A 14,538-nucleotide genomic window follows, 5' to 3' on the forward strand; every position below is an offset into this window, starting at 1 on the left:
GAGCATCCCATGGAGCTTTTCGATTTTTCCATCCCCTCGCTCGGCGCGCCGCGCATCCAGTCGCCCATCGTGTTGTCGAAACTGCCCGACGACCTCATCGCGAATTACGCGACCGACGAGCAGTTCATCATGTACGACATCGCGGCGCGGCCCGGCGTCGCGCAGGGCCCGTTTGCAAAACAGAACCTCCTTGAGCTCGCGGGTCCGCGGGAAAAGATCTTCTTTGACCCGGCAAAGGTGCACGCCGCGATCGTCACGTGCGGCGGCCTGTGCCCCGGCCTCAACGACGTGATCTACTCCATCGTCATGGGACTGTGGCACCGGTACGGCGTGCGCAGGATCACGGGCATCAGAAACGGGTACCGCGGCCTGCTTCCGGAATTCGGCGTGGCGCCCATGGAACTGACGCCTTCCGCGGTCGAGGAGATCCGCCACAACGGCGGCACCATGCTCGGTTCCTCGCGCGGCGGCGGGGAAAAAATCCCGCTCATGGTCGACACCATTGAGCAGATGAACATCAACATGCTGTTCGCCATCGGCGGCGACGGCACCATGAAGGGCGCGCTTGCCATTTCGCAGGAGGCGTGTAAGCGCGGCACGCGGCTTAGCGTGGTCGGCGTGCCAAAGACCATCGACAACGACCTTGCGTTCTGCCAGCGGAGCTTCGGCTTCGAGACCGCGGTGTCGCTCGCCGTGGAGGCGGCCGAGAGCGCGCACGTTGAGGCGCACGACGTGATGAACGGCGTGGGCATCGTCAAGGTGATGGGGCGCGAGTCGGGGTTCATCGCCGCGCACACCGCGCTGGCCTCCGGCGACGTCAACTACGTGCTGATCCCCGAGGTCCCGTTCGAGCTCGACGGCGAAAAAGGCCTTCTCGCGTCGCTCAAAAAACGCATCGAATCGCGCCGCCACGCCGTCATCCTCGTCGCCGAGGGCGCGGGCCAGGAGCTTGCGGGCGAGGCCACGGGCACCGACGCATCGGGCAATAAAAAGCTCAGCGACATCGGCCTGTATCTCAAGAAGCGCATCGAGGAGCATTTTGAAAAACTGGGCATCGAGATAAGCGTGAAATACATAGACCCCAGCTACATGATCCGCAGCGCGCCGGCCATTACCACCGATTCCATTTACTGCGCGCGCCTGGGATCAAACGCCGCGCACGCGGCCATGGCGGGCAGGACCGAAGTGCTCATCTCGCTTGTCAATAACAACTTCGTGCATTTACCAATCAGACTTGCCGTATCGAAACGCAACCGGGTCGATCCGGAGAGCCCGCTGTGGCGGGACGTGATCGACAGGACCGGGCAGCCCCTTTTATTAAAAAGTTAAATGATCTGGGCGCCTGCCGGTCACGGCACCGGTTCTCAAATAATAATTAATTTCCTTATTTGGTGGGGACACCACTTCGTGGTTTCCCCTGGCCCCCGGCTTCCGCCGCCGCAGAATGTCACATATAACAATAGCGCGGCGGCAGTGATCCGGGGGCACACCCTTTCCTGCAAAGGGGCGCGCTGGTTCGCTCGCATTAAAGCTCGCGAGGCGTCGCCCCTTCGCAACGCATCCGCTGCGGAACATCCCCCTCCGCCTCCGGCGGTATCCACCTTGATAAGGGGGAAAAATAACTGCGGAAAGTTCGCCCTTGCCCGCGCGCCAGGCAGGACTGGAGGCCGCGCCAGTGCGCGGTGCTGCCCGGCCCTCGCCGTCAGGTATATAGGGGCCGTGGCAGCCGGAGCCGAAGGCGAGACCGGAAGGACGGCCGCCGCCGCGAAAGCGGCGGGGCGCCCAACCTCATTAAGTAATTATTAATTTTTTATCCCAGCATCAACTATTTTTTCTCGCTCTCAATTCCAGAAGAAATTTATTAAAAAAAGGAGTTTTATATCATGGCACCGCACATCAACGTCTGGGACGCGCTCCCCTACCTGGTCGCGGACATCGGGCTTGCCGACTGGGGACGCAAGGAAATCGAAATTGCGGAAAAGGAAATGCCCGGCCTTATGGCCGTGCGCGAAAAGTACGCGAAAGAGGCTCCGCTCAAGGGCGTGCGCGTTTCCGGCTCCCTGCACATGACCATCCAGACCGCGGTGCTCATTGAAACGCTGACGAAGCTCGGCGCCCAGGTGCGCTGGGCATCGTGCAACATCTTCTCCACGCAGGACCATGCCGCGGCGGCGATCGCGAAGGCGGGCGTTCCCGTGTTCGCGTGGAAGGGCGAGTCGCTCGAGGACTATTGGGCGTGCACCTTCCAGGCGCTCTCGTTTCCGGGCGGCAAGGGCCCGGAGCTCATCGTGGACGACGGCGGCGACGCCACGCTCCTCATCCACAAGGGGTACCAGCTCGAAAACGGCGACACGTGGATAAATTCCGCTTCGTCAAGCCATGAGGAGGGCGTGATCAAGGACCTGCTCAAGAACGTGTACAAGAAAAAGCCGGGCCATTGGCACGAGGTGGTCAAGGAATGGAAGGGCGTTTCGGAGGAGACCACCACGGGCGTGCACCGGCTGTACCAGATGGAGCAGGCGGGCAAGCTGCTCGTTCCGGCGATCAACGTGAACGACTCGGTGACGAAATCGAAATTCGACAACATCTACGGCTGCCGGCACTCGCTCGCCGACGGCATCCTGCGCGCCATGGACGTGATGCTCGCGGGCAAGATCGCGGTGGTGTGCGGTTACGGCGACGTGGGCAAGGGTTCCGCGGAATCGCTCTCGTCGCAGAAGGCGCAGGTGTGGGTGACCGAGATCGACCCCATCTGCGCGCTGCAGGCGTCCATGGCCGGCTACAAGGTGACCACGGTGGAGGACGCGCTCCCCTTTGCCAACATCTACGTGACCACCACGGGCAACTGCGACATCATCACCGCGGACCACATGGCGAAGATGCGGGACCAGTCCATTGTCTGCAACATCGGCCATTTCGACAACGAGATCCAGGTTGACAAGCTCAACCATTATCACGGCATCAAGAAGGTCAACATCAAGCCGCAGGTTGACAAATACATCTTTCCCGACGGCCACTGCATCTACCTGCTCGCCGAGGGCCGGCTCGTGAACCTGGGCTGCGCCACCGGCCACCCGAGCTTCGTGATGTCGAACTCGTTCACCAACCAGACCCTGGCGCAGATTGATTTATGGAAAAACAGGGACACGAACAGGCCCGGCGTGACGCGCCTGCCCAAACATCTTGACGAGGAAGTGGCGCGGCTGCACCTGGAGAAGATCGGCGTGAAGCTGACCACGCTGACAAAGAAGCAGGCCGAGTATATCGGCGTGCCGGTCGAGGGGCCGTACAAGGCGGAACATTATAGATATTAAAAAATAAATGGTTGGGCGTTCCTCCTTGCGGTCCACCCCTTCGGGTGCTTCTCCCTCGTCAGGGATTTCCAAGGGTCACAAGGGTCGTCGTCCTTCGGCTCGGGCTGCCACGGCCCGATGGCGGCGGACCGCCGGGGTCCGGGCAGCACCGCGCTCCCGCGCGGCCTCCAGTCTTGCCTAACGCGAGAGCCTTCAAAGGCATTTCCAACTATTTGAAAAACTGGCGTAGCTGGAGTTCAACATGTCCCACTGCATCTCCCCCGCAGCCGAAAAAATCCTCGACAAGAAATTCAAGGTCCTCGACAAAGGCTTTGTCCGTCTCGTCGACTATCTCGGCAACGATTCGCGCATTGTCCAGGCCGCCCGCGTATCGTACGGCAAGGGGACAAAGACCTACCGCGAAGACAAGGGGCTCATCAACTATCTGCTGCGCAACGACCATACCTCGCCGTTCGAGCAGGTGGTGTTTACCTTTCACGTGAAGCTGCCTATTTTCGTGGCGCGGCAGTGGATACGGCACCGCACCGCGCGGCTCAACGAGATTTCAGGCCGCTACAGCGTGATGAAGAACGAATTCTACATGCCGTCGACCGCCGACATAGCGTTTCAGAGCGAAAACAACAAGCAAGGCCGCGCGACCACCGCGGTACCGGCCGCGCTGCGGAAAAAGGTGCTGACCATCCTCAAGAAATATCAGAACGAGCTCTATGGGGCATACGAGTCGCTTCTCGAAAACAACATCGCCCGCGAGCTCGCGAGAATCAACCTGCCCCTGTCCCTTTACACTGAATGGTACTGGCAGATCGACCTGCACAACCTGTTCCGTTTTATCATGCTGCGGCTCGACGCGCACGCGCAGATGGAAATCCGCCAGTACGCCGCGGTGCTCCTGAAAATCGGGAAAAAAGTATGCCCTGTCGCGTTCGAGGCATTCGAGGAGCATGTGCTGAACGGCGTGAGGTTTTCAAAAAGCGAGATGACGGCGGTGAGGAACCTGGTTAAGGGAAAATCCTCGGGGCTTGAGGGCAAGGCGGAGGAGAGACTTATAGGGAAGCTTGGCGGTAATCCATAAGGAACGTTGACCGCCTCTGCCAATTTCGATTTCACCTATTATAATAAGGAAGGATAATTGAACCGGACCCCTCATTTTGCCGTTTTTTCCTTGTTTAAATTTTTTAAATGATGTGACATACATCACATTATTTTACGTTGAAAAATGCTACATTTTATGACATAATTATGAGTTACCATGCGCTGAACCCCGTTTGATTCCGTTTGAACCACATAATAAGGAGATTTTCGATGAAACGCGCCCTGGTTTTTCTGCTCTCCGCATTGATCATTGCTCCCTGCCTCTGCTTCGCCGACAAAGGCCAGATTCCCATCGCGGTCAACGACCTGACGGGCGAAGGGGTCGAGGCGTCGGAGGCGCGCATCATCTCCGACCGGTTCAGGTCGGAGCTGATCAATGCCCAGATTTTCCGCGTCATGGAGCGCGGCGAGATGGAAACCATCCTCAAGGAACAGGGGTTCCAGCAGAGCGGCATGTGCAACGACAAATCCTGCATGGTCGAGATGGGACAGATCCTGGGCGTGAAGCAAATCTTCGCGGGCACCATCGGAAAAATCGGCGGGATGTACACGCTTTCCACGCGGATGATTGACGTCGCGACGGGCGAGGTCCGGTTCTCGGTCACCCTCGACTGCAAATGCGCCATCAGCGACGTGCTCACCAAGTCGGTCCCGTCCATCGCCCAGCAGATCGTTGAAAAGACGAAAGCGGCCATGCAGGCCCCGGCCGCGGCCCAGCCCGCGCAGGCGGCTCCGGCCCCTGCCGCGGCGCCGCAGCCGCAGCAAGCGGCCCAGAAACCGGAAAAGAAAAAATCGCTGTTTACACAATGGTATTTCTGGGTGCCCGCCGCGGTAGTAGTGTGCGGCGGCGCAGCGGCCGCGTATGTCGTTTTTGAAAGAAAAAACTCTGAAGTTCCCGAACAGCAAACCGGAGGAGTGATGGTACAATGGTAACCAAAGTAAAGAGCCGTTTCAGCATCGTCGTTTCCGCCGCCCTGGCGTGCTTCCTCCTCCTGCTGTTCTGCGGCAGGGACTCACTGTTTAACAAACCGGAATCGAAGCCGTACGGCGAGGTGTACCCCGTGCTGCTGTTCAAGAAAGGCGCGTCGACCATTGCGGTTCCCCCGCAGGTAAAAAGCATCAGGATGCAGGTCATGGGTGCCGAGATAGACACCAGCATCACGGTCCCGGATTCGGCGCACAAGGCCCAAATCACGCGCGTTCCCGTCGGCGTGGTGGTGGTAACCGTCGAGGGGCTCGACAGCGCCGGCCAGGTCTTTGATTCGGGAAGCGTTTCGGTGACGATCGAGGCCAACGTGGTAGCCCAGCCGCAGATTGAATTACTTTCCACCCACCCCATCGTTCTCACCTTCATCTCGCCCAAGAACAACGACACCCTGGCCAACACCTCGGCGACCCTGAGCGGCACGATCGACGCGGACTACGGCCTGATCACGTTTAAAATGGGCACTTCCGAAATTACCGTGACCGGCGACCAATGGTCGCGCAACGTGGACCTTGTAAGCGGCACGAACACGTTCGCCTTTGTCGCGGTTGACAACAAGGGAAACACCCTCAGGGACACGCTCACGCTTGTCAATTCCGCCAGCGCGCATGACGTTACCGGGCCGGTCATCGCGCTCCTGCAGCCGGCCGACAGCAGCAAGGTGCCCGTGACGCCGGTCACCATACTGGGGACGGCGACCGATCCCTCGGGCGTGCTTGCAGTCCAGGTGAACAGGCAGACGGCTACGCTTTCGGGCTCGTCGTTCTCGATCAACCAAGACCTTGTCCCGGGAAAGAACACCATCATCATCACGGCGATCGACAACAGCCCCTCGCAGAACAAATCGTCCGACACGTTTACCGTGACCCTCGACACCACGGTTAAGGACACCGTGGGTCCTGTCTTCACCGTTGCCACGCCGAGAAACGGCGACACCGTGGCGACCGCAACGGTCATGATATCGGGGACCACGGCGGACATCAGCGGTGTCGCCTCGCTGCTGGTGAACGGCGTTGCGGCGACGATCGTGAACAACACCTGGTCGGTCTCGGTTCCCGTGGCCGCCGGGCCGAACAAGCTCCTCATCACCGCGACCGACGCATCGCCGCAGCACAACGTGTCCCGCGATTCCATCGCCATTGTCTACAACGCCGCGGCGCAGGACAAGACCCTGCCCTCGGTGGCCATCACCTCGCCGTCGATCAACACCGTGGTGAGCAATCCGCTCAACATCACCGTTACCGGGACGGCGTCGGATCCGGCTGGAATTGCATCTGTCAAGGTTAACGGTTTTTCTGCCGCCTACACGAGCGGCACCTGGAGCGCGGTGATCTCACTGTCGCATCCCGGCAGTAACGCGGTGTGGGCGGTCGCCACCGACGGCGCGGGCAACAAGGATTCCACGAGCATCAACCTCATATACGATTCCACTGCGGCCGACGTGATCCCGCCCGCGATTACCCTTGTGTCGCATACGACCGGACAGACCGTATCGGTCTCGCCCGTGCTTATCCAGGTGACCGCCACCGACGCCAACGGCATCAACTGGGTCACCATCAACGGCGACACGGCCGTCCTCAATGCGGGCAAATACGAGAAATCAATCACGCTTGCAACCGGTGTGAACCAGATCAAGGTGCTGGCTCAGGACAAGAGCACGAACCGCAACATAGACACGCTCAAATTTACGCTTACCTACGATCCCACCGCAGCCGACACGGTTCCGCCCAAAATAACGCTTGTCTCGCACACCAACAACCAGGTGGTCTCGTCGAGAAACGCTCTCATCCAGGTTACTGCGACCGATGCCAACGGCATTGCGTGGGTCACCATCATGGGTGACACGGCGGTCCTCACCGCGGGCAACTACCAGCGGAACGAGGTTCTTGTCAACGGCACGAACACCATAAAAGTGGTGGCACAGGACGCGAGCTCGAACCATAACAAAGACACGCTCGTTTTCACGCTCGTATGCGACACGACGGCCGCGGACAACACGCCGCCGACCATAACCTTTGTCTCGCCCCAGCCGGGCCAGAAGCTTTCCGCGCAACCCGTGCTGGTCCAGGTGACGGTCTCGGACCAGAGCGGCGTGGCGCTGGTGACCATCGGGGGAGACACGGTCTCCTCGACAAACGCGAATTACCAGCATCCGGTGCATTTGACCCAGGGATCGAACACCATCACCGTAACCGCCCAGGACGCGAGCCCCAACCACAACAAGGCCCTGCAAAACCTGACCGTCACGTACGATTCCACACTTACGGATTCGACGCCGCCCAAAATCTCGCTGGTTTCCCTCGCCGATTCCCAGGTCATGTCGGTGAAGACGGTCACGGTCCGGCTTACGGCGACCGATGCGAACGGAATTTCCCTGGTCACGCTGAACGGCGACACCCTGCAGCTAAGCAGCAATATGTACTCTGAGACCAGAACGCTGGCGCCCGGAGCCAACGCATTCAAGGCGTATGCAATCGACGCAAGCTCGAACCATAACCGGGCCGTGCTGAATTTCACCCTGTTTTACGACTCAACGGCCGCGGACACCACGCCGCCGACCATCGCCCTTGCCTCGCCCGCGAGCGCGGTCAACGTGAGCACCGCAACCGTAAGCGCCACCATCACGGACGCAAGCGGCATTTCCCTGGTGACGATCAACGGCGTTACCGTTTCTCCGTCGGGCAGCAATTATTCATGGTCGATGCCCTGCACCGCCGGCACCAACCATATCCTCATCGTTGCAACCGACGCGAGCACCCGAAAAAACCAGGCAACGTTGCGGACGACCTTCACCTACGACCCGCCGCCCGACGCCGCGGTGCTCGCAACGCCCACGATCTTCTCCTACAATAGCGTGCACCTGACCTGGTCGGTGAGCGCCGACAACGACTTCGCGTCGTACAAGGTCTATCATTCGCAGCAGCCGAACGTCTCCACAACAAGCACGCTCGACACCACCATCACCGATGTCTCGACGTCATACTGCACCGTAATCAACCTGCAGCAGAACACCAAGTATTATTTCAAGGTTTTCACCGTTGACAAATTCCCCTCGACAACGCCAAGCAACGAGGTGAACGCCACCACCACGCAGGTCCCGCTGCCGATCGTCTACATCAGTTCGCCCAACCTGCAGCGGGATTCCAATCTTGTCAACAGCTCGCCCGTCGCCGTGTCGGGAACCGTGAGCACCCCGGCGACCGTCACAAGCATGTCGGCGCTGGTGAACGGCAACGCCGCCACCGTGAGCGGCACCTTCCCCAACTGGAACATTTCGGCGGCACTCAACGCCAACGTGTGGAACACCCTTCAAGTCAGCGCGACCGACAATTATTCAGGCACGGGGTCAAAAACATTCTGGCTCTTTTTGAAGCAGCCCCTCAACCAGCCGAACTACGCGTCGGTGGACAGTTTCAACAACACCAACGTTTATTTGTCCTGGGCGCCCATCCAATACTGCACCAACTATACGATTTTCCGTTCGTCAATAAACAACACCGGCCCCTGGACCATCGCCGCGCAAGGCCTTACCGGTCTCCACTATGCGGACACCGGGCTGACGCCGGGCACCCAGTACTGGTATGCGATGAAGGGATCCTATTCGTACCCGTCGGGCTTCGCCTCATCGGATTCCACGCCGCTGTCGTTGACCAATTATTCCCAAACCAAATTCTGGTTCCAGAAGCTTTACTTTCCGAACACGCCGGCATCCGAAGGCGCGAGCGTGGCCGCCGCCCAAAACGGTTATTTCGTATTCGGAACCATTCAGCCGCAGGCGGGCGGCCTGCACTTGCCTTTCTTCTGCAAACTCGACAGCATCGGAGACACCGTTTTCACCTATGCGTATTCGAGCGGGCTCTCCTGGTCCGCCGGCAAGATGGACGCCGCTGCCGACAAAAGCTTTGCGTATTGCGTGGGGTCCCTGTACAACGGCACGGTCTGGACGGCGCTCGTCATGAAGATGAGCGCCTCGGGAGGCGCGCTTTTCTCAAAAACATATAACTGGGCGCAAGGCGTGCATGCGAACTGCGTCAGGGCATTGCCGGACGGAGGGTGCCTGGTGGGCGGTAAATCATCCAATGCAGGCGTTGACAATGTCTGCATTTTCAGGCTCGACGCATCCGGGACCCTTTTGTGGAGCAGATCATTCAACACGTACCAGACCGAAGCCTACGATCTTGTGGTGCTGGGCGACGGCACCGGGGCTGTGTATGCGGGACGTATCTGGAACTCCACCAGAATGGCCGCCGACATCGACCTGGGGAAAGTTTCCATGGCCGGCGACTCCCTGTGGGAAAAACGCATGCCGGCCACAAGCAGTTTCGACTGGTCCGCAGGTAGTATTATTCAGGCGTCGGATGGAAGCCTGGTGATCGCGGGAATGGCCCCGACGAGTTCCGGCGTGCCGCAAAACTACTTTTTGAAAACCGACGCGACTGGCGCGCAGGTGTGGTCAAATGTTTTTCCCGGGTATTCCACCGGCGCCGCCTCCCTTGCATCGGTCAAGCAGACGTCGGACGGCGGTTACATAGCGGCCGGCTATGCCATGAACGTCGGCGGCCAACAGGCCTCTTTGATGAAATTGGCTTCCGATGGAAGTCAAACATGGCAGGTGAATTACGGACAATCCGGCGGCGATATTGGGCAATCGGTGGACATTGCCCCGGACGGCGGCTTTGTCGTATGCGGCACCAATGAAAGCAACGGCAACGGCGACAAACTATGGCTGATAAAGACCGATAAGAACGGCGGCTGCGTGATGCCCGGGCCGTAGCGGTCGACATTTTGGGCCGATGCATCCAAAAATCCCCCGCTTGTCAAGGGGGATTTTTTTATTACGTTTTCAAGTGGAAAATGCGAAAAGAACAACCTCCCTTGGAAACCCCATGATTTCTCATGCAGACAAATACTGTTTTTAATTGCTTCCATTGATAAATTGTACTAAATTCCATACGGTAGCTTTATGGAAATCGCCCGGTCCGCACCGCTCTCGCAATCCGCAGTGTTGAATATTCGATGTAAGGAGTGTTGTATGAAACCAGCCGCATTACTGCTTCCGGTTTTGCTTTTTTCCTTCCTGTTCCTGCAGTGTTCCGGAAACGGGGAAAACGCCAAGAAACCGCCCCAGCCTTCCCAGCTTTCGGTGACCCAGCCAACGGCCAACGGCGCAACGCTCGTGTGGAAGCCGGGCGCAGACAGCCTTAATATCACCAGCTACCGGCTGGTGTTCTCGCACCAGAGCGGCGTTGACAGCCTCGACACCGTTGTTGTGGCCACGGCCGGGACGGGCCGCAGCTTCACCCTGTGCAACCTGCTGCCGGGCTCCACGCTTTATTTCAAGGTGTACGGCGTGGATGAAAACGGGCTGATGACCGGCTCCAACGAGGTACCGGTCACCATCCCCGACGCATCGCCGCACATCACCGTGTCTGCGCTCTCGTCCGGAAGTCAGATCGACAACGACAACGACGGCTATGCGAGCTCATACACGCTGTCCTATACGCTGCAGAACACGCGCCAGGACACGGGCACCGTCATCTGCCGGGTGTATTACCTTCCGTCGGCGGCGACGGCGTGGACGGCCTTTCACGCCGACACCGTCTCCTTTACAGCCGCGAAAGCCGAGACCACGCTTTCGCACATCACCGGCGCCGACCTGCGCGACAGCGTCGCGGTCCGCGCATCGGTCTTCAACCAGGCCGGCACGCTCCTTTCTTCCCGGATCCTCACCGGCATCCGCGAGGAGTCCAACGCCGACGACGGCATCGTGCGGCAGCAGTTCACCATCAAGATGTCCCTCAAGGACAGCGTCGATTTCAACAAAAACGGGTACCTGAGCAATTATTCCATTCTGTACGACGTCGATGTGTCGAGCGGCACCAGCCAGGTGGTCGTGCGGCTTTACAGCCGGCAAAACGGCACCACGGCATGGAAACAGTTCCTCCGCGACACCATTACCGTGACCGGCGTCAGCACGTCGGACCGCGTCTCCGAAACCATAGGGGCGGACCAGCACGAGACGGTGGACATCCTCGCACGCGTCACGGACCTTTCCGGCCGCCCGGTGGCGTCCGATTCGATCCTCGGCGTCAGGGAGGAGAGCCGGGACGACGACCGCGTCTACCGCCTCGCCTATGCGGTCATCGACAGCGTTTACGACGGCGACCAGGACCACTACTACAGCCAGTACCGCCTGAAATTCGGGGCCGACATGAGCTGGGGCAGCGACTCGGCGTATGCGGTGGTCATCCATCACGGGCCCGCGCTTGCGACGGACTCGATCGTGTACCAGAGCCCGCTCTTCCCCATCAGCAATTCGCTGCCCGCGGAGACGAACCCGCATTACGTGATGCTGACCGGGCTCGAAGCCGGTGCCACCGCCACGATCACCCTCAAGGTGTTCCGCGCGGGCGGCATCCTGATCGACACGGCGGTGTTCTCCGTGCCGGATGAAACGCCGGCGGACGACGTCCCGGTGATCTTCACCGCAACCATGGCGCTTACCGCACATGTCGATGGCAACAACAACGGCTGTTACAGCTCGTGGACACTCAACTCATGCGTGTCGGTGAACACGGGCGGCACGCAGACCGTCACCGCCACCTTTTATTACCGGCTCAGCACCGGCACCCAGTGGTTCCCGCTTAACAACACGGCAAACGGCACCAGCACCATTTCCTACACGGTTTCTCCCGGCGCCGCCGTCTGCCATCCGTTTACCGGCACGTACAATACCGGTCCGTGCCGCACCTTTGACGTTCAAATGACGGTCACCAAGGGCGGTTCCGTGGTGGCGCAAACCTATTATTACGGACTGAAGGACGAATACTTTATTTATGACTGATCACCCGAATCGGATGATGATGCATGCCTGAGTCGGCCTATAACATTTCCCGGAAAAACGGCGGAGCATTGACGCTCACGTCCGAATGTCACTGCGTCCGTGTTCCGCACAAGCCGGACCAATGGCTGCTGTATTTCCCGCTCAAGTCGCTGTTCTTTAAAGTAAACAAGACCGCCGCGGAAGTCATCGGGCGGCTCAAGGCGGGCAGAAACGGTTTTTCCCCGAAAGAAAGATCGTTTATCTCCCTGCTGAAAGGCGCCGGCCTGGTTAACGGGGCAGGCGACAAAACGCCCTACACCGGCCTTCAGGTCTCCAAACCCGCGCCGTACCGCACCCAACTGCTGCTCACCCATGACTGTTCCCTTGCCTGCCTGTACTGCTACAGCGGCGCCATACGCAGCCGCAGCCGCATGTCCTTCGCGCATGCCCGCGCCGCGGTGGATCTCGTGATCCGCAATGCATTGGCGGCTCATCAGCGCAGCATTGACATCGGGTTCCACGGCGGCGGCGAGCCGACCGCGAACTGGAAGGTGCTTACAAAAACGGTCGAGTATGCCCGCAGGCGGTGCGCGGAAGTAAAGCTGGGATGCAGCTTCTCGCTGTGCACCAACATGCTGCTCCCTGTTGTCAAGGCCGACTGGATCGCGCGCAACATCGGCAGCGTCACCATATCCATCGACGGCACGCCCGCGATCCAGAACCGGCAGCGGCCCACCAGGAGCGGCGGGCCTTCCTACACGGTCGTGGCCAGGGCCATCGACCGGCTCACGCGGCTGAAAAAGCCGTATGGATTCCGCGTGACCGTCACGGGCATCTCGGAAAACAAGATTGAAGCGATATACCGCCACCTCACCACACGGTTCAGGCCCAACAGCATCTGCTTCGAGCCGCTCTTCGTGTGCGGAAAGCGGCCCACCGAATCCTGCCGCCGCCCGGGCGCCGGCGCGTTTATCAACGGCATCAAGGCGGTTTCGCGGCTTGCGCAAAAGCAAAGGATCGGCATCCAGTATTCGGGCGGCCGGCTCGCCTACATGGGCAATGCCTTTTGCGGCGCGGCGGGCGACAATTTTTTCATCACCCCGCAGGGCGACGTCACGTCGTGCCTCGAGGTCTCGTCGCGTCGCGACAAGCGCTCGCGCCTGTTCTTCTACGGTTCATTCAATGCCAAAAAGAAATCCTTTGATTTCAACTTGGCCAAGTACCGGCGGCTCAAGTCGCTGCGCATGGAGCGGTTCGAGCCGTGCTCGGCGTGCTTCGCGCGCTGGCACTGCGCCGGCGACTGCCTGGCCAAGAAACCCGATTTTGACAATATCACAAAACTCGCCAACGATTACCGTTGCGGCATCAACCGCGAGCTCACGCTCCACCAGCTGCTGCGGCAGCTTGATTTTAAGGAACGGAGCGTGCAAAGGAGGCACTGTGGAGAAAAGAAGTAGAAAACAACCCGAAGGTCCGAAGATCCTCGCCGTGAGCGATCTTTTCCATCTTGAAACCCGCCAGCGTCTCGGACTCGTCAACGCCGCGGAAGTCACCAGGCGGCGCGCGTTCCTCAAGAAAATGCTCGGCGGCGCGGCCCTGCTTGCCTTTCCGTCAATCGGCACTCCCATGATCACCGGCCCGTCCGGCGTGCGCACTATCGCCTCGACAAAGGACGTTCCGGGCCAGACCCTCTGCTGCACCTGCGACACCGACCTCCAATGCAAGTGCCAGACCCACGTCCCCTGCACCTGCCAGTCCGATGCGCCCGCCTGCACGTGCGACGCGGACATGGGGTGCAAGTGCCAGGCATACGCCGGCACGTGCGCGAGCTACGGCTCGTTCCAGCCGTGCAGCTGCAACGCCTACAGCGCGGCGGTCTGCTCGGCCCACAGCACCTGCACGTGCCAGAACCAGTGCGCGTGCCAGAACTACAACCCGTGCGCCTGCGATCCGCAATGCACCTGCCAGAGCAATTGCGGCTGCGACGGCCAATGCATGTGCGAGATCCAGTGCGCGTGCCAGTTGTACGGGGTTTGAACTACTAACTAAAATTAAATTATAAAAATCTGGGCGTTCCCCCACCTCGCACACCCGTGCGAGGTGGGGTCGGTTCTCCTTCCGGTCTCGCCTTCGGCTCGGGCTGCCACGGCCCCTATATGCCTGACGGCGAGGGCCGGGCAGCACCGCACTCCAGCGCGGCCTCCAGTCGCCCCTAACGCGCGGGACATAATTTCTTTTCAGTCAAGACATCCTATCGCGCCACTTGGCAATGCGTTTCCCTATAAATCTTAAGAATATTTCTATTGAATCCGGATATATTTTTC

The 14,538-nt window shown here is 59.6% G+C and carries 8 protein-coding genes; all 8 read left to right on the forward strand.

Features of this window, described 5'->3' with window-relative positions:
* Positions 1-9 precede the first annotated feature (9 nt).
* The 8 genes from VLX68_08055 (at position 10) to VLX68_08090 (ending at position 14,251) form a co-directional block, all read left to right on the forward strand.
* A complete protein-coding gene (locus VLX68_08055) occupies positions 10-1,329 on the forward strand; it encodes an ATP-dependent 6-phosphofructokinase (GenBank protein HUI92184.1) in 1,320 nt (439 codons plus the stop codon).
* Between the two features lie 554 nt (positions 1,330-1,883).
* A complete protein-coding gene (gene ahcY / locus VLX68_08060; GenBank protein HUI92185.1) occupies positions 1,884-3,314 on the forward strand; it encodes an adenosylhomocysteinase in 1,431 nt (476 codons plus the stop codon).
* A 241-nt stretch (positions 3,315-3,555) separates the two neighbouring features.
* Complete coding sequence (gene thyX / locus VLX68_08065; GenBank protein HUI92186.1) at positions 3,556-4,386, forward strand: FAD-dependent thymidylate synthase; 831 nt, start codon at positions 3,556-3,558, stop codon at positions 4,384-4,386.
* Positions 4,387-4,616: 230 nt separating this feature from the next.
* Positions 4,617-5,339 carry a CsgG/HfaB family protein gene (locus VLX68_08070; GenBank protein ID HUI92187.1) on the forward strand — a complete coding sequence of 241 codons (723 nt, stop codon included), beginning with the start codon at positions 4,617-4,619 and terminating at the stop codon, positions 5,337-5,339.
* On the forward strand, positions 5,333-10,165 hold the full coding sequence (locus VLX68_08075) for an Ig-like domain-containing protein (GenBank protein HUI92188.1): 4,833 nt from the start codon (positions 5,333-5,335) through the stop codon (positions 10,163-10,165). The genes VLX68_08070 and VLX68_08075 overlap by 7 nt, the downstream gene beginning before the upstream one ends.
* A gap of 258 nt (positions 10,166-10,423) precedes the next feature.
* The gene (locus VLX68_08080) at positions 10,424-12,235 is read left to right on the forward strand and encodes a fibronectin type III domain-containing protein (protein ID HUI92189.1); all 1,812 of its coding nucleotides are present in this window, start codon (positions 10,424-10,426) and stop codon (positions 12,233-12,235) included.
* Between the two features lie 23 nt (positions 12,236-12,258).
* Positions 12,259-13,671, forward strand: a complete 1,413-nt coding sequence (locus tag VLX68_08085) for a radical SAM protein (GenBank protein HUI92190.1) — start codon at positions 12,259-12,261, stop codon at positions 13,669-13,671.
* Entirely contained in the window at positions 13,655-14,251 is a 597-nt protein-coding gene (locus VLX68_08090) for a hypothetical protein (protein ID HUI92191.1), read from the forward strand. Before VLX68_08085 ends, VLX68_08090 begins: the two co-directional genes overlap by 17 nt.
* Positions 14,252-14,538 lie beyond the last annotated feature (287 nt).

Source organism: Chitinivibrionales bacterium, from assembly GCA_035516255.1.
Taxonomy (GTDB): domain Bacteria; phylum Fibrobacterota; class Chitinivibrionia; order Chitinivibrionales; family FEN-1185; genus FEN-1185.